Below are 20,871 nucleotides of genomic sequence, written 5' to 3'. Positions count from 1 at the left end.
AAAGTGGCCACTGCGTCAGTGGGATATTTGACGCTGTCCCATCATCCCTGCCACATTTGCGGCCTTACAAAATCAAATTGCAGACAATCGGATTGAATGAGGGGCTGATCATGTTGCGAAACGCTGTAGCAGCGGTGGCGGGAAAAGGCTTTGCCCGAAGCCTAATACAGACGCTTGCGTCGGTGGCTGTATGTTTTCCTGCCTTTTCGGCGGCCCATGCTGCCGAAATGCGTCTTCTCGACAGCAATCCTGCAGCCGCCGCCGGCTACCAGCTTCTGGACCTTGGGACAGTGAGCGCAGAAGCCGTCGGTCACGCCAAGGGCCTTGAAGACGGTTTCACATCGAAGAGCGCCGTCAAGGACGGATCACTGCCTTATTTCGAAAACGGCATCGCAGGCGATGGCGCACATACCTATGAGACACTGCATATCGTGCCGGCCTGGGGTGGGCTCAAGACGGGCAAGGTCATATCCCTCGAGGGACAGATCCAGAAGGGGGACCTCGATCACCTGAAGGCTCTTGTGGAACGCACCGGCTTTTCGGACTGCCTGAGGCCCGGCTACTGCCCCTATAACAACGTGATTTCGCTCAACAGCCCGGGCGGCAACCTGCGCGAGGCGCTGGAAATCGGCAAATACATCGCGGAGCAGAACTTCATCACGCTGCTGCCGGAAAATGCCGTCTGCGAGTCCGCCTGTTCCCTGGTCTTTCTGGCGGGTTATACGCGATACGAGGGGTTCTTCTTTCCTCGCCGTTTTGCTCATGAAACCGCCCGTCTCGGCATTCATCAGCCTTATATCCAGCTTCCTGAGGGCAACTACAGCGCGGAACAGGTCGGGCAGGTCGTTCAGCTGATCAATCGGGGCGTCAACGAGGTTACGGACTATTTCCTCAGCACAGGTATCGGCATCGGCTTCATGCGCAACATGTACGGCACGAAACCCGGGTCCATGTATCACTTGTCCCTGGCGGAAATGGCGGCCGAAGGGATCTTCGTCGTTGGACGTCCGCAGGATCTGTCAAATCTCAGCCGCAGCCAGATGCTGTCCTATTGTTCCAGCCTGTATCAAGGGCGTTTCAACACCGTGTCGCCGGACCTGCTGGCCAATCTGCAATCGAACGAACGCACTTTCCTGACCTATGTCACCGGGCAGAATTTTGTCTGTCTGGGCGTGAAGAGCCCGAATGGCGACAGCTGGCGGTCCTACGTCTGCGATGGCAGTTCGAAATGTCTGCTCGGCGACTTCGGGCAAGTGGCGCTGTTCGAGCTGGGAGCCAACGGTAAGCTTTCGGGGTTTCGTGACCGGGATGCGTCGGCCTTGATGAACATTGCCGCAGGGATCGACAATACCGAGGTTGGTCTGGCGCTGAAGGAGTACAATCACCGGGTGGCGCTGCTCTATTTTGTCGAGCTGTTCGCTGAAAACATGGGAACGTTCGAGACATCCTTCAAACGCATTCCGGCAAGCCTTGCCTTTGCCGAGGTGCCTCGGGAGTTCTGCGGTCAGGTCGATGAATATGATGCCGGTCTTGTGCGGCTGGTGCAGGCCGGTCTCAACAACAGCGGCATTGACGTGGGCACTCCGGACGGGTCGCTCGGGCCGAACACGCGCAAGGCAATCGGGCGGGCCAACAAGGATCTGCTGAACCGCTCCGAAACCGTTATCGATCCGTCTCTTCTGAAGGCGCTGGGCGTGCCCGAAGACGAAGTCCGCGGGCACGTCCTGTGTAACGGCTAGGCCTGGACAGCGCGGCGAGCCGTCAAACCTGCGATCACGCCGCGCAGTTCCGCCAGTCCGCGCATTCGCCCGATCAGGGGATAGCCAGGGTGCGCACCGCGGTCGGCATCGCTCAGCAGCTCGTGGCCATGATCTGGCCGGAAGACGATTTCGGCATCTTTACGGCCCGCGTGTCGCCGTCTGGCTTCTTCGCCAAGAAGAACGCCGAGCAATGCAGGCATGTCGGTGTCGCCGCCAAGATGTGCTGCTTCCTCGAACGAGCCATCCGGATCTTTCGCGACATTGCGCAGATGGGCGAAATGAATCTTGCCGGCAAAGCGTTCCGCAATTGCAGGGACATCGTTCTTCGGGTTGGCGCCAAGAGAGCCCGAGCACAGCGTCAGGCCATTGGAAGGGCTGTCCACCGCTGACAGGATCCAGTCGATGTCGTCCGCGTCCGAGACGATCCGCGGAAGACCGAGCAGGTCCCGGGGCGGGTCATCCGGATGCACCGCCAGTTTCAGGCCAAGCTCTTCGGCCGCCGGGATCACTTCCTCCAGGAAGCGCTTGTGGTTTTGTCTGAGAGCCGCCCGGTCGAGCCCCTGATAGGGCACCAGAGCCTCACGCAGGCCGTTGGGGTCGTAACGATCATAGGCCCCGGGCAGACCCGCCATGATGGCCTGGGTCAAGCGGTCGAGGTCCGGCTGTTTTGCGGCATCGAACCAGCGTTTTGCCTCGACCAGAACCTGTTCGCAATAATCGTCTTCCGCCTTGGGGCGCTTGACCATGTAGATTTCGAAGGCCGCCATCCTGGCAGCGGAAAACCGAAGGCAGGTACCGCCACGTGCCACGGGCGCGGCCAGGTCTGTCCGGGTCCAGTCGAGCAACGGCATGAAGTTGTAGCAGATGACCTTTATGCCTTCAGCGGCCAGGTTTGCCATCGATTGCCGGTAGTTGGCGAAGAGTTCCGAAAGATCGCCTTCCCCGCGCTTGATGGCTTCGTGAACCGGCAGGCTTTCCACCACGGTCCAGTCGAAACCGGCAGCGTGAAGCCGGGTCCTGGTGTTCTCGATTGTTTCGCGAGGCCAGATCTGGCCGTAGGGAATTTCGTGCAGTGCCGTGACGATGCTGACAGCACCGGTCTGGGCGATTTCAGAAAGCGAGATGCGGTCATAGCCGCCATACCAGCGCCAACCTTCGATCATGACAGGGTTCCGATTGATTTGCCGACACCGTCAGCCTTCAAGGCAGCATAGGCGGCGGTGACGGGCGCCAGAATGGCAGCGGCGAGGCCGGGTTCGAAGACTTCGGTGACACCCAGAAGCGCTGCCACCTTGCCGGCGTCGCCATCGCTTTCTCCGACAAGAGACTTGAGGCGATCACTCAGCGGATCGCGCACGTCAATCGGCTTGCCTTCAAGATCGGCGCCGCCGACATAGATCATCCAGGCGGCAATCGCGAGGCAAAGGCCCGGGCAGTTTCGACCGTTCGTCAGGTTGTCGCGCACGGTGCCGAGAATGCGCTGAGGCAGTTTCTGGCTGCCGTCCATGGCGATCTGCCAGGTGCGGTGCCGGATGCCGGGATTTGCATAGCGTTCGAAAAGCGCATCCGCGTAGGCTTCCAGATCAACACCCGACGGAGCCTCGAAGGACGGAATGATTTCCTGGCGCCACAGGTTTTTCACGAACCGGGCGAACAGCGGATCTGCAACGGTTTCGGCAATCGTCTCGTGCCCGGCGAGATAGCCGAGGTAAGCCAGCGAGGAATGCGTGCCGTTGAGCATACGCAACTTCATGTGCTCGAACGCGGTGACGCTCTCAACAAGCTCGACACCTACGGCACCGAGGTCTGGCCTGGCATCGGCGCCGTAAGCCGGGACAAAGTCATCTTCCACCACCCACTGCCGGAACGGCTCATGCAGCACAGGGGCTGCATCGTAGCGGCCGGTCTTGCAGGCCAGGGCGTCGATATCCTCTGGTTTTGTGGCAGGCACGATGCGGTCGACCATGGTTGCCGGGAAATGGCCTTCGGTTTCGATCCAGGCGGCCAGTTCCGGATCGAGCTTCCCGGCAAGATCCAGCACAATCCGGCGGACCAGGCGGCCATTGTCCGGCAGGTTGTCACAGGTGAGCACTGTGAAGGGCGGCAGGCCTGCGGCCTTCCGCCTTGCGAGCGCCCGCACGAGGTAACCCGGAGCGGAGACAGGCAGCGCGGCTTTCAGGTCGTGTGTGATGTCCGGGTGATCGGCATACAGTCTGCCGGTTGCCGGATCGTGGCAATAACCCTTTTCCGTCACGGTCAGGGTGACAATCCTGACGTCCGGATCCGCCATCGCGGCCAGCACGGCTTCCGGGTTTTCCCGTGCGACCAGCACATCCCGGATGATCTCTACCTGGCGAAGGGTTTCGCCTTCCGGGCCAAGTTCCTGCGCTGTGTAGACAAAGTCCTGCGGAGCCAGCTGGTCATGCATGCGCGGGCTTTGCAGGCTAACGCCGATAATGCCCCAGTTGTTCTGTCCGGTGCCGTCAGAGGCCTTCATGGCTTCTTCTATGTAGATCGCTCCGAAGGCCCGGAAGAATGCCCCGAGCCCCAGATGAACGATGCCGGCTTTTGCCGCCGGTGTTGTTCTGGAAAGGCGCGGCAAGTCAGCGTGCAAGCCAGCCTCCATCCACATTGAGGACAGCGCCGTGAATGTATTTTGCAGCCGGTGAAGCGAGAAAGACCGCGGCTTCTCCAATGTCGCTGGCTTCACCCCAGCGGCCGGCCGGAATGCGTTCCAGGATCTGCCGGCTGCGCTCCGGGTCGTCACGCAGGGCTTCGGTGTTGTTGGTGGCGATGTAACCCGGTGCAATGGCGTTGACATTGATGCCCCGCGCCGCCCACTCGTTCGCCAGCAGCTTGGTGATGCCGGCAACGCCGTGTTTGGCCGCGGTATAGGACGCGACCTTGATACCGCCCTGGAAGGACAGCAGCGAGGCAATGTTGACGATTGCCCCGATCCGGCCGGCGTTGAACGCGGCATTGCCGAAAGCCTGGCAGGTAAAGAAGACGGACTTCAGGTTGACGTCCATCACGTCGTCCCAGTCGTCTTCGCTGAAGCTGTCCGCCGTGCCGCGGCGGATGATGCCCGCATTGTTGACCAGGATGTCGATCTGTTCCGCCTCGAACAGTGGCATCGCAGCCATCGGGTCGGACAGATCGAGGTGCACATGGCGACCCCTGGTTATCTGGGCCAGCGTTTCGTCGCAGTCGCGCCGGGCCGCACACAGAACTTCGGCGCCTGCCTTGCTCATGGCGATGGCAATGGCCTGGCCGATGCCGGTGTTGGCGCCTGTCACCAGGGCGCGTTTGCCTTCCAGGGAAAACGGGCTCATCGCAGGTCTCCCATCGCGACCATGTCCATGTCGGTGAAGTCGACATTATCGCCGGCCATGGCCCAGCAGAACGTGTAGGCCCCCGTGCCGGCGCCGCAATGGATAGACCAGGGCGGAGAGACCACGGCGTCCTCGTTGGCCATCACCAGGTGCCGGGTCTCGTCCGGCTTGCCCATGAAGTGGAACACACGCTGGTCCGGGCCAAGTTCGAAATAGAGATAGGCTTCCATGCGCCGGTCATGGACATGGGCCGGCATGGTGTTCCAGACCGAGCCGGGCGCAAACTGGGTGTAGCCCATAAGCAACTGGCAGCTTTCGGCGACTTCCGGATGCAGGAATTGCAGGATGACGCGCTCGTTGGAGGTTTCCGCCGAGCCGAGTTCCACCCGGCGCGCGTCCTTGACGGTGATCAGCCTGCTTGGGCAGGCCCGGTGCGCGGGCGCTGACAGGATGTAGAAGCGGCCCGGGCCGGAGAAGGTGACGGGTCCGGAGCCCATGCCGATGTAGAGCACATCTCCCTTGCCGACCTGATAGGTCTCGCCACCCGCCTTTACGGTGCCGGCCTCCCCGATATTGAGAATGCCGAGTTCGCGGCGATCGAGAAGGGACGGGGTGCCGGCTTCCTTCACTTCATCCAGAACGAGTTCGCCAGTTCCGGGGACGGCGCCGCCCAGGATCAGCCGGTCGTAATGGGTGTAGATAAGGTTGATCTTGCCATCCTGGAAAAGGCCGGCGGCGTGGAAATGTTTGCGAAGACCCGTGGTGTCGAGGGTCTTGGCGGTGTCCGGGTCGATGGCGTAGCGGGTTTCAACGGTCAACATGGCAAAGTCCTTGGGTGCAGGCGGTGTTCAAAGAAAGTCGTCGCGGCGCGGCGTGAAGGTATCGACCAGTGTCCCCGGTTCCAGGCACACGCACCCGTGCAGGGCGTTGGAGGGGATGACGAAGCTGTCGCCGGGACTGACGTCGAAGGTCTCGCCGTCGATGGTGAAGCGGAAACGGCCGCTTTCGACATAGGTCGATTGAACGTGTGGATGATTGTGCAGCTTGCCTTCCGCGCCTTCCTGCTGGAAGCGGAAGGCGACGACCATCAGGTCGGGACTGTCGGACAGCACCTGCCGGCGGATGCCCGGGTCGGCGGTCACTTCGGGAAAGGATTTCACGAACATTGGTTTTGCCTCAATGGAACAGGGATGGCAGCCACAGCGACAGGGACGGGATGTAGGTCACCAGGAGCAATGTGAAGATGGCGGCACCATAGAAGGGCCAGATCGTCCTGATCGCATCCCAGACCGATATCCGGCCAACGGCGCAGCCGACAAAGAGCACTGTGCCGACCGGCGGCGTGCACAGGCCGATCCCGAGGTTGAGCACCAGGATGACACCGAAATGGACCGGGTCGACCCCGAAAGCGGTGGCAACCGGCAGGAAGATCGGCGTGGTGATGACGATCAGCGGCGACATGTCCATGAAGGTGCCGAGGAAGAGCAGCACAATGTTGATCATCAGCAGGATGATCAGCGGGTTCTCGGAAATGCCCTTCATGAATGCCACAAGTTCCGCAGGAATGCGCAGGAAGGCCAGCAGCCAGCCGAAGGAAGCCGCACAGCCGATGACCAGCAGAACCATGGCGGTGGTGCGCACCGCGGCTTTCGTGGCGGCGACGAACTCCGGCCAGTGCATGGTGCGGTAGGCAAGCGTGGTCACCAGCAGCGCGTAGACGGCCGCGATGCAGGAGCTTTCGGAAGCGGTGAACACACCGGAGCGCACGCCGCCGAAGATGATGCCGATCAACAGCAGGCCTGGAATGGCGTTGATGAACATCGCACCAAGAGCCGACAGGCCGGGAAACCGTTCCGTCGGATAACCGGCACGGCGGGCAACGAACCAGGCTGTGACCATCAGGGAAACTGCGAGCAAGAGGCCCGGCAGGATGCCTGCGGTGAACAGGTCGGCGATGGAAAGACGCCCGCCAGCCGAGATCGAATAGATGATCATGTTGTGCGAGGGCGGCAGCATCAGCGCAATGATCGAGGAGACCACGGTGACATTGACACCGTATTCGACCGAATAGCCCTTTTCCTTCATCTGCGGGATCATCAGGCCGCCGATGGCGGTTGCATCCGCCGCGGCGGAGCCGGAGATGCCACCGAAGAGCACGGAGGCGGTGATGTTTACCTGACCGAGACCGCCGCGCATATGCCCGACCACGGCCCCGGCGAGCGCCACCAGCCTTCGGGCAATGTCGCCGCGCACCATCAGTTCGCCGGCAAAAATGAAGAAGGGGATCGCCATCAGCGCGAAAACGGAGACACCCGAGTTCAGACGCTGGAAGACGACGACGGGCGGCAGGCCCATGTAGAGCACGGTGGCCAGTGACGCTGCGCCCAGGCAGAAGGCAACGGGTGTGCCGATCAGGAGCAGGACCGTGAAAGTGCCGAAGAGGATTACGGGTTCCATATCAAGCAGCCTCTTCGATGGGATCTTCGCCGAAGCGTGCGGTCGGCAGACCGGCTGCGCGACGCATCAGGCGTTCGATGGAAAAGAGAAAAACCAGGCAACCGCCGCCAACGAGCGGCAGGAAATCAACCGCGCCTGAAACGCCGAGCGACGGCAGTTTTACATCCCAGGCCGACAGCGCCAGTTCCGCGCCGTACCAGGCCATGCCCGCGCCAAAGGCGGCGACCACGGCATCGGAGATGCTGTAAAGCACCAGTTTGGCTCCCTGCGGCAGAAAGTAGAGCAGGACGTCGAAGCTGAGATGGTAACCTTCACGGATGCCGACGGCGGCGCCGAGGAAGATGAACCAGCCCATCAGGATGACGGAAGCAGGTTCCGACCAGACGAGACTGTCGTTCATGACGTAGCGCATGAAGACCTGCGCCGTGATGAACACGGTCATGAGAATGAGGCCGCCTCCGGCAAGCCAGAGCGCTGCCGTGGAGACATGGCGCAACATCTGCGCGGTGAACTTGAGATGAGGCTGCACGTCGAGATCCTGAAGCAGGGAACCGGGTCAAGGCGGATCCTGAAAAACGGCCAGCAGCCAGCCGGGCCGTTCCGCGGTCGATGGACCGCGAAACAGCTTTGCCGGCTGCGGGCTTGCGAAGATCAGTCGGTCGCGCGGATGCGGGCGACGAGATCCTTCAGATTTTCGGAGGTCACGTGCTTCTCGTAGACGCTGTCCATGGCTGCCATGAACGGCTCCTTGTCGATTTCCGTGACGACTTCGACACCGGCAGCGCGGACTTTTTCTTCAGACGCCTTTTCGCGGGCCTGCCACTGTTCGCGCATGAAGGGGACCGAGTCCTTTGCAGCCTGGCGGACTGCTGCCTGGTCTTCCGGAGACAGATTGTCCCAGGACTTCTTCGACATCACCAGCACTTCCGGCACAATCAGGTGTTCGTCCAGAGTGTAGTAGCCGGCAACTTCGAAGTGACCGGAAGATTCGTAGGACGGCCAGTTGTTTTCCGCACCGTCGATAACGCCGGTCTGGATGGACGAATAGACTTCGCCATAGGGCATCGGCGTCGCGTTGGCACCGAGCGCCGACATCATGTCGACGAAGATGTCGGACTGCATGACGCGAACCTTCATGCCTTCAAGATCTTCAATCGATTTGATCGGTTTGACCTTGTTGTAGAAGCTGCGCGACCCGCCGTCGTAAAAGGCAAGGCCGACATAGCCGTGCGGTTCGAACGCTGCCAGGATCTCGTCACCAATCGGACCGTCCATCACTGTGTGCATGTGATCGACGCCCTTGAAGATGTAAGGCAGCGAGACAACCTTGGTTTCCTCGACCAGGTTGTTGAACGGGCCCATGGAGACGCGGTTCAGGTCGATGACGCCGAACTTGGTCTGTTCGATGGTGTCCTTTTCCTCGCCAAGCTGCGCGGAATGGAACACTTCGACACAGATGCGGCCGTCAGTGCGCTCTTCCAGCAGCTTGCCCATCTGCTTGACGGCCTCAACCGTCGGATAGCCGTCCGGATGGGTGTCGGACGATTTCAGTGTCACTTCGCATGCAAGCGATGCGGATGTGAGCGCGGCGGTAGCCAGAAGCGATGCCGCAAGGGTCTTCAATACTTTCATAGTCTCCTCCCGAAATTGGCTCGTCAGAGCCGATAGGCCTGCTTGGCAAGCCTGTAAGTGAGGTCGTGAGCGACCTCATATGCCTCGTCCTCGTCCAGCCTCCCGGATGTCACGAGCGATGCGAGGTAAGCGCAATCGACACGGCGGGCCACATCGTGGCGGGCCGGAATCGAGCAGAAGGCGCGGGTGTCGTCGTTGAAACCGACTGTGTTGTAGAAACCCGCGGTTTCCGTGGTCAGTTCCCGGTAGCGGCGCATGCCTTCCGGGCTGTCGTAGAACCACCAGGCCGGACCGAGCTTGAGCGTCGGATAGACGCCGGCAAGCGGGGCCAATTCACGAGAATAGGCCGTTTCGTCCAGCGTGAAGAGAATGATCGAAAGGTCCTTTTCCAGACCGACCGCGTCCAGCAGCGGCTTGAGCGCCTTGACGTAGCTGGTCTGGGTTGGGATGTCGAAACCCTTGTCCCGGCCATGAGCTGCCATGATGCCGGACGAATGATTGCGGTAGCTGCCCGGATGAATCTGCAGAACCAGCCCGTCCTCGAGGCTCATTCGTGCCATTTCCGTCAGCATATGGCCGCGGAATGCGTCGGCTTCCGCTGGTGAGCAATTGCCTTTCAGGGCCTTCTGGAACAGGGCTTCAGCATCCGCAGCCGGCAGGTTCTCGGTGCGTGCGGTGGCGTGACCATGATCGGACGACGTTGCGCCGAAGGACTTGAAATAGGCCCGGCGCACCCGGTGGGCATTGAGGTAACCCTGCCAGCTTGTGGTGTCTTCACCGGCGAGCTCGCCGAATTTTTCGACGTTGGCGCTAAATCCCTCGAACTCCGGGTCGACAACGGCATCGGGGCGATAAGCCGTGACGACCCGCCCTTTCCAGCCGCTGTCCCGGATCTGTCGGTGCCATTTCAGGTCGTCCAGCGGTGATTCCGTGGTTGCGATCACCTCGATGTTGAAGCGCTCGAACAGCGCACGCGGCCGGAATTCCGGGCGGCTCAGGCAATCGGCAATGTGGTCGTAGGCTTCATCCGCGGTTTGGGCGGAGATCCGTTTGGTCCAGCCGAAGACTTCCTGGAAGGAATGCTCCAGCCACATGCGTGAAGGTGTGGCCCGGAAAAGATGGAAGTTTTCGGCAAAGGTGCGCCAGATCTTGCGGCTGTCGGTCTCGCTCAAGCCGCCGTCGATGCGCGGTACACCCAGTTGGCTGAGGTCGATCCCTTGCGAGAACAGCATGCGGAAGACGTAGTGATCGGGAACGATGAACAGTTGCGCAGGATCGGGGAAAGCTTCGTTTTCGGCATACCAGCGCGGATCCGTGTGCCCGTGCGGGCTGACGATCGGTAGATCCTTGACGGTGGCATAAAGCTCCGTCGCGATCTTGCGCGAGGTCGCATCGGCGGGAAACAGGCGGTGCGGGTCAAGGCCCTGTTCCGAAATATCCGGTGCATCCGCTCTTTCCAGTGACATTCGTTTCTCCCGTGGCGCCTTTGGGCAGGCTGATGTTGCTACTAGTAAACTGATATGCTAGTTGAGTAGACGAGTCAACGGAGACAACGCTGATGTCAGAAAGTAGCGCCCTGAAGGTGCTCGAGCCGATCAAGATCCCGACCGTCGCAGATACGGTGTTCGAGGAATTGCACCAGCAGATCCTGTCACTGGACCTGGCGCCGGGTACGCGCATGTCGGAAGCGGAAGTGGCCAAGGCCTTCGGCGTGTCTCGCCAACCCGTGCGCGATGCCTTCTACCGGCTGTCGCAACTCGGGTTCCTTTTGATCCGGCCCCAACGGGCAACGGTTATCTCCAAGATCTCGGAAGTTGCGGTGCTGAAGGCCAAGTTCGTGCGAACGGCGCTGGAAGTTGCCTGCATGCGAGCCGCCATCGAAGTCATCACGGACGCACAGATCGACGATCTGGACGAGCTGCTTGCACAGCAGCAGGCGGCGGTGGATGCGAATGAACGCCAGTTGTTTCACACGCTTGACGATACGTTTCACCGGAGGATCTGTGAAATCTCGGGCCACGACTATGTCTGGGCGCTGATCCGCGAGCAGAAAGCGCATATGGACCGGGTGCGGTTCCTGTCGCTGGCGTCCGGCGCGCAAGTCGCACTGGACGACCATTTCCGTATCATGTCGGCCATTCGCAGGCGGGACGGCAAACTGGCCGAATCCATGCTGACCGAACACCTGGGCCGGATTGCCACTATTCTCGGCCGTATCCGCGCCGAGAACCTGGACCATTTCGAGGAATGAGTATGCCGATGCGGTTTCTCGCCATCGGCGAATGCATGGTCGAGTTTTCACCGACACCGTCAGGAACCTACGCCGTCGGCTTTGCCGGCGATACGTTCAACACGGCCTGGTACGCGCGCCAACTGACGGACACCGAAAAGCTGGATGTCGGGTACCTGAGTGCTGTCGGCGATGACGCACTTTCCGGACAACTGACGGACTTTATCGAAGCTGCAGGAATCAGGCCCGTGATGGCCAGGGTGCCAGGTGCTGCGCCGGGCATGTACATGATTTTCCTGAGCGAAGGCGAACGAAGCTTTCAGTACTGGCGCTCGCAGTCCGCGGCCCGGCATCTTGCCGACGATCTCACAGCACTGGAGACAGCCGGGGAAGGGGACCTGCTCTATTTTTCCGGTATCACAGTGGCCATTCTTGCCGAAGCAGCCCGGGACCGGCTGCTAGCCGCCCTGCAGGCGGCTGCCGGGCGCGGCGCGGAAATCGTCTTCGACCCGAACCTGCGGCCGCGCCTGTGGCCGGCCAGTGACGAAATGTGCCGCTGGACGATGAAGGCGGCGAGCGTCGCCGGCATCGTGCTGCCGTCGTTTGAAGATGAAGCCAGCCATTTCAAGGATACTGACGAAGCGGCGACCGCGGCGCGCTATCTCGCCAATGGGGCGCGGCTGGTCGTGGTCAAGAACGGGGCGGGGCCGATCCTTGTGCGCGGGGCCGATGGCGACAGTTTTCAGTATCAGCCGGAACCGGCAAGCACGGTCGTCGATACGACGGCAGCAGGCGACAGTTTCAATGCGGCGTTCCTGGTCGAATACATGGAACGGGCAAGAACGCGTGAGGCTGTTCGTGCGGGCTGTGCCCTTGCCGCGCATGTGATCGGCAGCCGTGGAGCGCTGGTGCCTGTCACAAGAATGGACCTGATTGCCTGCCGCAACAGGTTGAGCGCCTGATTGTTTGTGTAACCTAACGGCAGAAAAGCCCCAATTTTAATCAACTGTTTACCATAAATATGTTGCTTTCGCTCCTGGATCGCGTGATGTGTCTTTAGAATTTTCTGATCCGGTCAGAACCGTATTATTGCAAGTTTGACGGTTCGAGCACGCCGCTGAAAGGACGCGAATATGGCTTCCACGATGAGCCGACGCACATTTGTTGCTGCAATACCCCTGCTGCTGGCAGCCTGCCAGAGCCAGCAAAGTTCAACCGTGCAGGCGGGATTGACCCCGCTGGCCGACGGGACACCGGATTACGCGACGGCCTATGCCGCCAGAACCGATGGCGGGTTTTCGATACCGGCGATCCAGTATCAGAAGTTCGACCCGAAATATCTGCGCCAGGTGGTGTTCTATCCGAGCAAATATCCCTCCGGCACAATCGTTGTCGATCCCGGCAGCAAGTATCTCTATCTGATCCAGCCCGGTGGTCGTGCCATCCGCTATGGCATCGGTGTCGGTCGCGCCGGTTTTGCCTGGAACGGTGAGGCGGAAATCCGCTTCAAGCGCGAGTGGCCGAAATGGTTTCCGCCGGACGAGATGATCGAACGGGATCCGAAACTGGAAAAATATCGTGACGGGCAGGACGGCGGTCCGAGCAATCCGATCGGCGCGCGCGGGCTTTATCTGTGGCAGGGCAACAAGGATACGCTCTACCGCATCCACAGCACCAACCAGCCCTCCAGCATCGGTACCAATGCTTCCAGCGGCTGTATCCGCATGTGGCATCAGGACATCATCGATCTCTACAACCGCGTCAATGTCGGCGCCAAGGTGGTTGTGCTGGGCTAGGTTTTCGGCACCGTCCGCTACGGCCTCATGTTTGAAGAGCCGCAGGTCCCCGCAGATGGACTGGCGGCTCTTTTTCGTTCACGCGGCCCATCCTTCGAGACAGCGCTTCGCGCTTCCTCAGGATGAGGAGGGTGGTTGGGAGGCTCTTCGGTGAAAGGGCTCCCGGGGGTGGAAAGTCCGACATGGTGACCTGTCTGACGTAGTAACCGGGATTCTGGCAGGCAGGCGTCTCGGATCCGAGTAGTCAAGGACAGCTCATACTTCCGCCCCAAGGCTCATCCAGAGAAAGGCCTTCAGGCCCGTCTCGAAGGATGGGCACCTTGTTCAAGAGACTGCATCGAGCCTCTGGCCTTTAGCCTTCGACCGACCCAAGTAACTCCTTTGCCTGCCGGGCTGCACCGCGGATGGCCGCGGCATAGAGGGTGACGTCGATCGACGTGGCAACGAAGGTTGCGCCGAGCTCCAGACAGGTGCGGGCGAAATCCAGATTGGTGGTCAGGATACCCGGTGCCTTGCCGGCAGCCTTGATGCGTTTCATGGCGTCGAGGATCGCGGCAACGACTTCAGGATGCATCGGGTCACCGAGGTGGCCCATATCGGCGGCCAGATCCGAGGGTCCGATGAAGACACCGTCAACACCGTCGACCGACAGGATGCCGTCGAGGTCTGCCAGGCCGGCGCGGTTTTCCACCTGAACCAGCAGGCAGATCTCACCGTCGGCAGTCGCCAGATAGTCGGGAATGGCGGAAAAGCCGGACGCGCGGGCAAGCGCGGATCCAACGCCGCGCACACCGACCGGCGGATAACGTACTGCACTGACGAGCTCTTCTGCCTGCGCCTTGCTTTCCACCATCGGGACCAGCAACGATTGCGCACCGGCATCCAGGAACTGCTTGATCATCCAGGTCTCGCCAATGGGTACCCGCACGACCGGCTTGCTGCCAGAGGCCTCGACCACTTTCAGCTGCGCCATCATGGATCTGAGGTCGTTGGGCGCGTGTTCGCAATCGATCAACAGCCAGTCGAAGCCGGCACTCGCGGTAATCTCCGCCGTGTAGGCATCGGCAAGCCCGACCCAGCAGCCCATCTGCGGCTGACCGGAATTCAAGGCGGCTTTGAAGGCGTTTTGAGGCGCTGGCATGGTTTTCCCTATTAGGCGAAGGAGCAGGATACAGACCCGAACGGGCCGAAGTCGGCGTGGACCTTCGAACCGGACGGGCATTCCACCGGCCGGATGAAGGATCCGGACAGAATAATCTGTCCGGCTTCGATTGTCTGTCCGTAATCGGCCATGCGGCGCGCCAGCCAAACGACGCTCTCGACCGGATCGTTGAGGACGCCCGCACCAAGGCCGGTCTCCTCCACTTCACCGTTCCTGGTGACGATGGCGCCGGCCCAACGGAGGTCGATTGCTCCGGGATCATGCTTTTCGTTGCCCAGAACCAGGCCGGCATTGGCGGCGTTATCGGCAATGGTGTCGAAGATCTTGCGAGCCTGTCCCGTCTCCGGATCGACGCGCTGGATGCGTGTATCGAGAATCTCCAGGCTCGGGCACACGTGATCCGTTGCCGCAAGTACATCCTCGCGCGTGACGTTGGCGCCACCGAGAGAGGCCTTCATGACAAAGGCAATTTCCGCTTCGATGCGCGGCTGGATGAACCGACCCTTGGGGACAGTGGCTCCGGTTTCAAACAGCATGTCGTCGAAGAGGACACCACTGTCCGGAATGTCGATCTTGAGCGCGTCCTGCATGGCTTTCGACGTCAGGCCGATCTTCCAGCCGATGATCTTGCGGCCTTCGGCAAGCTTCGCCCTGGCAAGTTCTTTCTGGATTGCATAGGCCCCGTCCATGTCGAGGTTCGGATGGCGCAAGGTGAGAAGACCGATCTGCTCGAGCGTCTTTTCCGCGTTCAGGAGATCATTTGCGGCTTTGGAAATGTCTGCTTCGTTCAGGCTCATTTTTCGTCCTCCACCCCGTTCCGCAAGATGCCTATGCCATCGACCTCGATCTCGACCACGTCGCCGGGTTTCAGATAGCGGGGAGGGTCGAACCGGGCGCCGGCACCTGTCGGTGTGCCGGTGACGATGATGTCGCCGGGCTGAAGTGTCATGAAAGTCGAGATGTAGGCGATTTCCTCACGGATCGGGAATGTCATGCGCTTCAGGTAATCGTCCTGGCGCAACTCTCCGTTGACGCGGGTCTGAATGCGGGCCTCATCCAGTTGCTCCGCCTTTTCGAAAGGCACGAGCCAGGGACCGATAGAACCGGAGCAGTCCCAGTTCTTGCCCTGGGTGACGTTGAATTTCGCGTGCCGGACCCAGTCGCGGATGGTGCCTTCGTTGCACAGGGTCAGGGCGCAGATATGATCATAGGCATCTTCCGCCTTGATGCGTCGGCCGGTCTTGCCGATGACGATGGCCACTTCGCCCTCGTAATCGAGCGTGTGGTTTTCGGGCGGCCGGATCAGCGGCCGGTCGTGGCCGGTGAACCCGCTGGCAAAGCGGGGGAACAAGGACATGTATTTCGGTTGGGTGCTGCCGTCCTTGTACTCCGCATTGCGGTCGGGAAAGTTGACGCCAACACACAGGATCCGCGGCGCGTTCGGCAGCACCATTTCATAAGTGAACTCGGAATGCCTAACCGGCTTGTCCTTTGCGGCAGTGACAAGATCCTGCAGACCGCCGGCGCGAATGGCGTCGTAAAGCGTCGGCCACTGCGGAAAGTCCGGCGACAGGGCAATCATGCCGGTATCAGTGACGGCTCCGTAAAATTCCTGTCCGTCGGCGCTGTAGGTTGCGAGCCGGGTCATGCGGTCTCCATGTTTCTGGCAATTTCGGTAATGACGTCGAAGGCAAAGGCGACGTCTTCCTGTGTGCAGTCGAACTGCCCGACCTGGAAGCGGACCACCTTGGCACCATCCAGCAGGGTCTGGGTCAGGTAGATCCGGCCATCGTCGTTGATGGTATCGACGAGGCGCTGGTTGAGCGTGTCGAGGTCCCTTGCACCTTCAGGGGAAAAGCGAAAACTGAACAGGGAAAGGACGGGCTCGGAGGTGATTTCGAAATCCGGTTCTGCACGCAAACGCTCGGCAAGAGCGGCCGACCAGTCGACATGGTTGCGCAGGCGCCCTCGCAGGCCTTCCAAACCGTAGGAGCGCATCAGGAACCAGAGCTTCAAGGCCCGGAAACGGCGGCCGAGTGGAACGGACCATTCGGAATAATTGACGATCCCGTCGTGGCCGTGGGTTTTCAGATATTCCGGCCGGATCGCCAAAGTACGCACAAGGTCTTCCGGATCGCGAACAAAATGGGCGGAACAATCGAACTGGGCTCCAAGCCATTTGTGCGGGTTGAAGACCATGGAATCGACGCCGTCGACGCCTTCCCAGAGCTCGCGGTACTCGGGGACGATCATCGCCGCGCCTGCCCAGGCCGCATCAAGATGCACATAGAGGCCGAAGTCTTTCGCGACCGTGACGACCGCTCCAACATCATCCGACGCGCCAACGCCGGTGCCACCGGTGCAGGCGATGATGCCGGCGGGCCGGAAACCTGCGGCAAGATCGGCTTCGATGGCCGCACGCAGCGCGTCCGGATCCATGGAGCGGCGTGGGCCCAGAACAGGGATACGCACCAGATTGTCCTGGCCGATGCCGGAGATCCAGATTGCCCTGTCGATGGAGGTATGAACCTCATTGGAGGAATAGACCCGAAGGCGCGGTTGCCCGCTGAGGCCGACCTTGTTGCCATCCCACGAAAGGGCGCGCTCGCGCATGGTCAGGACGGCGGCCAGAGTTGCGGTGGAGGCGCTGTCCTGGATCACTCCGGAAAAGGACCCGGGCAGACCGACGGCCTGGCGCAGCCAGTCCATCATCCTGGTTTCCATCTCGGTTGCCGCCGGAGAGGTCTGCCATAGCATGCACTGCGCCGCCATGGCGGTAACGAGATATTCCGCCAGCATTGACGGTGGAGACGCATTGGCAGGGAAATAGGCAAAGAAGCGCGGGTGCTGCCAATGGGTCATGCCCGGCAGCACGATCTTCTCGAAGTCCGCGAAGATCTTCTCCATCTCCTCGGCAAGTTCGGGAGGTGCCTCGGGGAGGGCGTTGAGGATTTCGCCCGGCTTTACCTGGGCGCGGACAGGCCGCTGCCGCAGGGTCTGGTGATAGTCTGCGGCCCAGTCGGCCACCCTCCGGCCCCAGCCGGCAAAGTCAGTCCAGTTCATCGCATTCTTCCAACCATTGTCTGTTTCACCTATGGCGCAACAATCGGTTGTGCGGCAAGGCTGGGGGCTTGAACTTCGGTTCCTTCGAACAGGGATCCTTCCTCGAACCAGCTCTTGGGAGCCGGCGCGCCCCAGAGGGTCTGCCGCTGCGGATCCTTCAGGTCCCACCTGATCGGTTCCAGATCCGGATCGACCGTCTGGTAATCCGAACAGTAGATCTCGATCCGGTGGCCGTCCGGGTCTCGAATGTAGAGAAAGAAGGCGTTGGAAATGCCGTGTCGGCCCGGGCCGCGCTCGATATTGGATACCCAGCCAGTGGTTGCCATCAGGTCGAGCAGGTCGATGATATTGAGCGGTGTCGGCACCCAGAACGCGGTGTGGTGGAGGCGCGGGCCCTTGCCGTTGGTGAAGGCAATGTCGTGGACGCCGCCCTTGCGGTGTGTCCAGGCGGCCCACAGACGGCCGGTTGCCTCGTCTTCCGTGTATTCGGTCACCCGGAAGCCAAGCTCGTTGTAGAAGGCAACGGAAGCATCGACGTCCGGCGAGAAGCAGTTGAAGTGGTCGATGCGGAGCGGCTTCACGCCCTTGTAGAGCGCGTATTTCTGATGGATTGGCGGCAGGCGGTCCATCTTGGCGTAGAACTCCAGCGGAATGCCGTGCGGATCGCGGGTCCGGAATGTGCGCGACTGATAGGGCCGCTCGACCCAGTCCACCGGCAACCCCTTGCCCTTGAAGAAGTGTGCGGCCTTGTCGAGGTTTTCCTCGTCGAACACCTTGAAGCCGAGATCACGGGCAGCGGCATCTGCCGATTTGCGCAGGACAAGGCAATGGTGGCCGCGTTCTTCCATGGCGCGCAGATAGATCGCCTCATCGGATTCGTCCGTGACATGAAGCCCGAGCGTGTCGACATAGAAGGCCCGGCTCTTGGCCAGATCCGTGACGCCCAGTTCCACATGGCTGAGCCGGATGATGTTGAAGGGCGGATAGAGATTGGGGGCCGGAATGGGCATGGAAGGCTCCTGCGATAAACCTATTGGACCGGGAAGATGACGTTGGTCTGTCCGGTGCCGGAACTGGGGAAATAGTCGGTCACGACCTCGCATTCGGCGGTGTAGCTGTCCCAGCCGAGCGCGCCGTAGAGCATGGCGGTGTCGTGCATGGAGCCTTCGCCGCAGCAATGGTCGGCATATTCCGGCAGCATCTTCAGGAAGGTGGCATGATCGCCCCTCCGCCACATGTCGAGGACATGCAGATCGACCTGCCGGTTGAACTCGGACGAGATGGTGAAAGTGCCGTTGTTGGCGGCGTAGTCCTTGTTGGCCCAGATCTTGTGAGACAAGGATCCCGAGGCAAGCAGCAGCACCTTCTCGTCACTGGCTTCGACTGCCGCCCGGATCGCTTCGCCGACGATGCGGCTCTCGTCATGGCCGTGCACCGTGCACCAGGCGGCGACCGAGACGACCTTCATGTCGTGTTCCCGGCTCATGAACCGCATCGGCACCAGCGTGCCGTATTCAAGTTCCAGGCTGTCGAGATGATGGGCGAGCGTGAAAGCGCCGCGCTCGGTTGCCTCTCTTGCGATGGCATCTCCCATCTCCGGGTTGCCCTCGTAGGCGTAAGGCAGGTTCTGGATGAAATGCGGAAATTCGTTCGAGGTGAACAGGCCTTCGAACCGATTGTTGGCATTGATGTGAAAGCCTGCGTTGATCACCCAATGCGTGTCGCAGACGATCGCCGTCGTCGCGCCGAGCGCTTTTGCCCGGCGCGCGATTTCGTAATGACCGTTGATAGCCGGCTGACGCTTGCCCTCCACAGGTCCGGGCTGTTCCGACATCAGCATGGTCGGCACATGCGTGACCTTGGCCGCGAGAACGATTTCTCCCATAGTCTCCTCTCGTTACTGCGATCTTATGTCGTTCACATTCCTCACGCACCAAGGCGCGGGATGGCGTGCTGGCCGGTCGCAAAGCCGATGTGTTTCTGTTCCATGTAGAATTCGAACGACCAGTCGCCGCCGTCGCGGCCGATGCCGCTGGCCTTGACGCCGCCGAAGGGGGTGGGCAGGTGGCGGACGTTTTCCGAGTTCACCCAGATCATGCCCGCTTCCAGACTGTTGGTGAACCTCAGCGCCCGCGTCAGGTCGTTGGTCCAGACGTAGCCGGTCAGGCCGTAGGGAATGTCATTGGCGATCTGAAGTGCTTCGTCTTCCGAACTGAAGCGGATGGAGGTCAGGACCGGGCCGAAGATTTCTTCCTGGGCGATCTTCATGGAGTTGTTCGCGCCGGTGAAGAGGGTTGGGCGTACGAAGCAGCCTTCCGTCCCGACGCGGCTGCCGCCAGCGGCAATCGTTGCGCCGTCCTGGCGGGCGGTTTCGAAGTAGCCGGTCACCTTGTCGAAATGGGTCTTGTGGATCAGCGGGCCGATTTCGGTCTTTGGGTCGAGGGGATGACCGACCCTGATGTTGTTCACCCGCTCGATGAGCCTTGCCTCGAATTCCTCGGCAATCGTGTCCTGCACCAGAAGGCGCGAGGACGAGGTGCAGCGCTCTCCGTTGAGCGAATAGATCATGAAGATTGCCGCATCCAGCGCCCGGTCGAGATCGGCATCGTCGAAAACGATCACGGGGTTCTTGCCGCCGAGCTCGAAATGCACCCGCTTCAGGGTTTCCGCCCCCTGTCGCATGATCATGGACCCGGTGCGGCTCTCGCCGACGAAGGCGATGGCCTTGATGTCAGGATGTTCTGTCAGGGCCTTGCCGGCTTCTTCGCCGAGGCCGTTGACAAGGTTCCAGACACCTTTCGGCAGGCCGGCTTCTTCTGCAATTTCCATCAGGATGCGTGCAGTGACTGGAGAAAATTCCGCCGGCTTGTGGACCACGGTACAGCCTGCAGCGAGCGCCGGTGCGATCTTCCAGGTCGACAGCATGAAAGGCGTGTTCCAGGGCGTGATCACACCGACCGGTCCGATCGGAAGACGCGTCGTGACGTTCATGAGGGTCGGTGATGGCAGGGCCTGACCGTCGCGGGCACTTGGCGCCTTGTCAGCGAAGAAGCGGAAGTTCTCGGCGCCGCGCAGGGCGGCCTTCGACATGAAACGCAGGGCCTGACCGGTATCCCAACATTCGCAAAAGGCGATTTCTTCGGCGCGGGCGACAATGCCGTCGGCAATCTTGTGAAGGATTTTCTTGCGCTCCGTCGCAGCCAAATCGCGCCATGCCGGAAAGGCCTCCTTGGCGGCCCTGGCTGCAGCATCGATATCGGCAGCGTTCCCCCTGGCAACCTTGCAGATCAGGCTGTCGTCCACCGGGGATGTGGTTTCGAATGTCGCGCCGGAGGCCGCGGGGCAGGCCTTGCCGCCGATCTGGTTCAGCACGCCGGTCTCCCGGAACCTTGCGAGGTAGGTCTCAAGTTTTTCGATGTTGTTCTGAAGGTCAGACATG

At 60.9% G+C, this 20,871-nt stretch carries 20 protein-coding genes; 4 read left to right on the top strand and 16 right to left on the bottom strand.

Going from position 1 to position 20,871, the window contains the following annotated elements; translation table 11 throughout:
• Positions 1–182: 182 nt before the first annotated feature.
• Positions 183–1,739 carry a COG3904 family protein gene (locus ACVDG9_RS20090; protein WP_447238804.1) on the top strand — a complete coding sequence of 519 codons (1,557 nt, stop codon included), beginning with the start codon at positions 183–185 and terminating at the stop codon, positions 1,737–1,739.
• Here the strand turns inward: ACVDG9_RS20090 and uxuA are convergent.
• The 9 genes from uxuA to uxaC form a co-directional block, all read right to left on the bottom strand.
• Positions 1,736–2,923: a mannonate dehydratase gene (uxuA, locus tag ACVDG9_RS20085; protein ID WP_447238803.1), complete on the bottom strand. Its 1,188-nt coding sequence runs from the start codon at positions 2,921–2,923 to the stop codon at positions 1,736–1,738. The two genes, ACVDG9_RS20090 and uxuA, sit on opposite strands and share 4 nt — an antisense overlap.
• Positions 2,920–4,374, bottom strand: coding sequence for a mannitol dehydrogenase family protein (locus ACVDG9_RS20080; RefSeq protein ID WP_447238802.1), 1,455 nt, complete (start codon positions 4,372–4,374; stop codon positions 2,920–2,922). The genes uxuA and ACVDG9_RS20080 overlap by 4 nt, the downstream gene beginning before the upstream one ends.
• Positions 4,364–5,092, bottom strand: a complete 729-nt coding sequence (gene kduD, locus ACVDG9_RS20075; RefSeq protein ID WP_447238801.1) for a 2-dehydro-3-deoxy-D-gluconate 5-dehydrogenase KduD — start codon at positions 5,090–5,092, stop codon at positions 4,364–4,366. Before kduD ends, ACVDG9_RS20080 begins: the two co-directional genes overlap by 11 nt.
• The gene (gene kduI, locus ACVDG9_RS20070; protein WP_055656091.1) at positions 5,089–5,913 is read right to left on the bottom strand and encodes a 5-dehydro-4-deoxy-D-glucuronate isomerase; all 825 of its coding nucleotides are present in this window, start codon (positions 5,911–5,913) and stop codon (positions 5,089–5,091) included. The genes kduD and kduI overlap by 4 nt, the downstream gene beginning before the upstream one ends.
• A 27-nt stretch (positions 5,914–5,940) precedes the next feature.
• Positions 5,941–6,258, bottom strand: coding sequence for a cupin domain-containing protein (locus ACVDG9_RS20065; RefSeq protein ID WP_447238800.1), 318 nt, complete (start codon positions 6,256–6,258; stop codon positions 5,941–5,943).
• A 10-nt stretch (positions 6,259–6,268) separates the two neighbouring features.
• Positions 6,269–7,549 (bottom strand): TRAP transporter large permease, encoded by a 1,281-nt coding sequence (locus ACVDG9_RS20060; RefSeq protein WP_055656087.1) that lies wholly within the window; start codon positions 7,547–7,549, stop codon positions 6,269–6,271.
• A gap of 1 nt (position 7,550) precedes the next feature.
• A complete protein-coding gene (locus ACVDG9_RS20055) occupies positions 7,551–8,048 on the bottom strand; it encodes a TRAP transporter small permease (protein ID WP_088665314.1) in 498 nt (165 codons plus the stop codon).
• Positions 8,049–8,200: 152 nt separating this feature from the next.
• Positions 8,201–9,181: a TRAP transporter substrate-binding protein gene (locus tag ACVDG9_RS20050; RefSeq protein WP_023003254.1), complete on the bottom strand. Its 981-nt coding sequence runs from the start codon at positions 9,179–9,181 to the stop codon at positions 8,201–8,203.
• Between the two features lie 23 nt (positions 9,182–9,204).
• Complete coding sequence (gene uxaC / locus ACVDG9_RS20045) at positions 9,205–10,647, bottom strand: glucuronate isomerase (protein WP_023003255.1); 1,443 nt, start codon at positions 10,645–10,647, stop codon at positions 9,205–9,207.
• Between the two features lie 92 nt (positions 10,648–10,739).
• On the opposite strand from uxaC, the gene ACVDG9_RS20040 reads away from it, so the two are divergent.
• From ACVDG9_RS20040 to ACVDG9_RS20030, 3 genes are all read left to right on the top strand, one after another.
• Positions 10,740–11,432 (top strand): GntR family transcriptional regulator, encoded by a 693-nt coding sequence (locus ACVDG9_RS20040; protein WP_055656081.1) that lies wholly within the window; start codon positions 10,740–10,742, stop codon positions 11,430–11,432.
• Positions 11,429–12,373, top strand: a complete 945-nt coding sequence (locus ACVDG9_RS20035) for a sugar kinase (protein ID WP_447238799.1) — start codon at positions 11,429–11,431, stop codon at positions 12,371–12,373. Before ACVDG9_RS20040 ends, ACVDG9_RS20035 begins: the two co-directional genes overlap by 4 nt.
• Before the next feature lie 171 nt (positions 12,374–12,544).
• Positions 12,545–13,207 carry a L,D-transpeptidase gene (locus tag ACVDG9_RS20030; RefSeq protein ID WP_023003258.1) on the top strand — a complete coding sequence of 221 codons (663 nt, stop codon included), beginning with the start codon at positions 12,545–12,547 and terminating at the stop codon, positions 13,205–13,207.
• 352 nt (positions 13,208–13,559) lie between these two features.
• Here the strand turns inward: ACVDG9_RS20030 and hpaI are convergent, their stop codons facing one another.
• Genes hpaI through hpaE form a run of 7 tightly spaced genes read right to left on the bottom strand, consistent with a single transcriptional unit; the run spans position 13,560 to position 20,870 of the window.
• The gene (gene hpaI, locus ACVDG9_RS20025) at positions 13,560–14,348 is read right to left on the bottom strand and encodes a 4-hydroxy-2-oxoheptanedioate aldolase (protein WP_209169901.1); all 789 of its coding nucleotides are present in this window, start codon (positions 14,346–14,348) and stop codon (positions 13,560–13,562) included.
• A gap of 11 nt (positions 14,349–14,359) precedes the next feature.
• Positions 14,360–15,166 (bottom strand): 2-oxo-hept-4-ene-1,7-dioate hydratase, encoded by an 807-nt coding sequence (gene hpaH, locus ACVDG9_RS20020; protein ID WP_075282345.1) that lies wholly within the window; start codon positions 15,164–15,166, stop codon positions 14,360–14,362.
• Positions 15,163–16,017, bottom strand: coding sequence for a fumarylacetoacetate hydrolase family protein (locus ACVDG9_RS20015; RefSeq protein ID WP_447238798.1), 855 nt, complete (start codon positions 16,015–16,017; stop codon positions 15,163–15,165). Before ACVDG9_RS20015 ends, hpaH begins: the two co-directional genes overlap by 4 nt.
• Positions 16,014–17,432 carry a pyridoxal phosphate-dependent decarboxylase family protein gene (locus ACVDG9_RS20010; protein ID WP_447238797.1) on the bottom strand — a complete coding sequence of 473 codons (1,419 nt, stop codon included), beginning with the start codon at positions 17,430–17,432 and terminating at the stop codon, positions 16,014–16,016. The genes ACVDG9_RS20015 and ACVDG9_RS20010 overlap by 4 nt, the downstream gene beginning before the upstream one ends.
• 29 nt (positions 17,433–17,461) lie before the next feature.
• Positions 17,462–18,442 carry a 3,4-dihydroxyphenylacetate 2,3-dioxygenase gene (gene hpaD, locus ACVDG9_RS20005; RefSeq protein WP_447238796.1) on the bottom strand — a complete coding sequence of 327 codons (981 nt, stop codon included), beginning with the start codon at positions 18,440–18,442 and terminating at the stop codon, positions 17,462–17,464.
• A 20-nt stretch (positions 18,443–18,462) separates the two neighbouring features.
• Positions 18,463–19,317, bottom strand: coding sequence for a 3,4-dihydroxyphenylacetate 2,3-dioxygenase (hpaD, locus tag ACVDG9_RS20000; RefSeq protein WP_447238795.1), 855 nt, complete (start codon positions 19,315–19,317; stop codon positions 18,463–18,465).
• 41 nt (positions 19,318–19,358) lie between these two features.
• On the bottom strand, positions 19,359–20,870 hold the full coding sequence (gene hpaE / locus ACVDG9_RS19995) for a 5-carboxymethyl-2-hydroxymuconate semialdehyde dehydrogenase (RefSeq protein WP_447238794.1): 1,512 nt from the start codon (positions 20,868–20,870) through the stop codon (positions 19,359–19,361).
• Position 20,871 lies beyond the last annotated feature (1 nt).

This window comes from Roseibium sp. RP-7 (genome assembly GCF_053005225.1).
The sequence above is the reverse complement of the archived record's forward strand: the minus strand, read 5'-3'. Positions and strand labels throughout refer to the sequence as shown.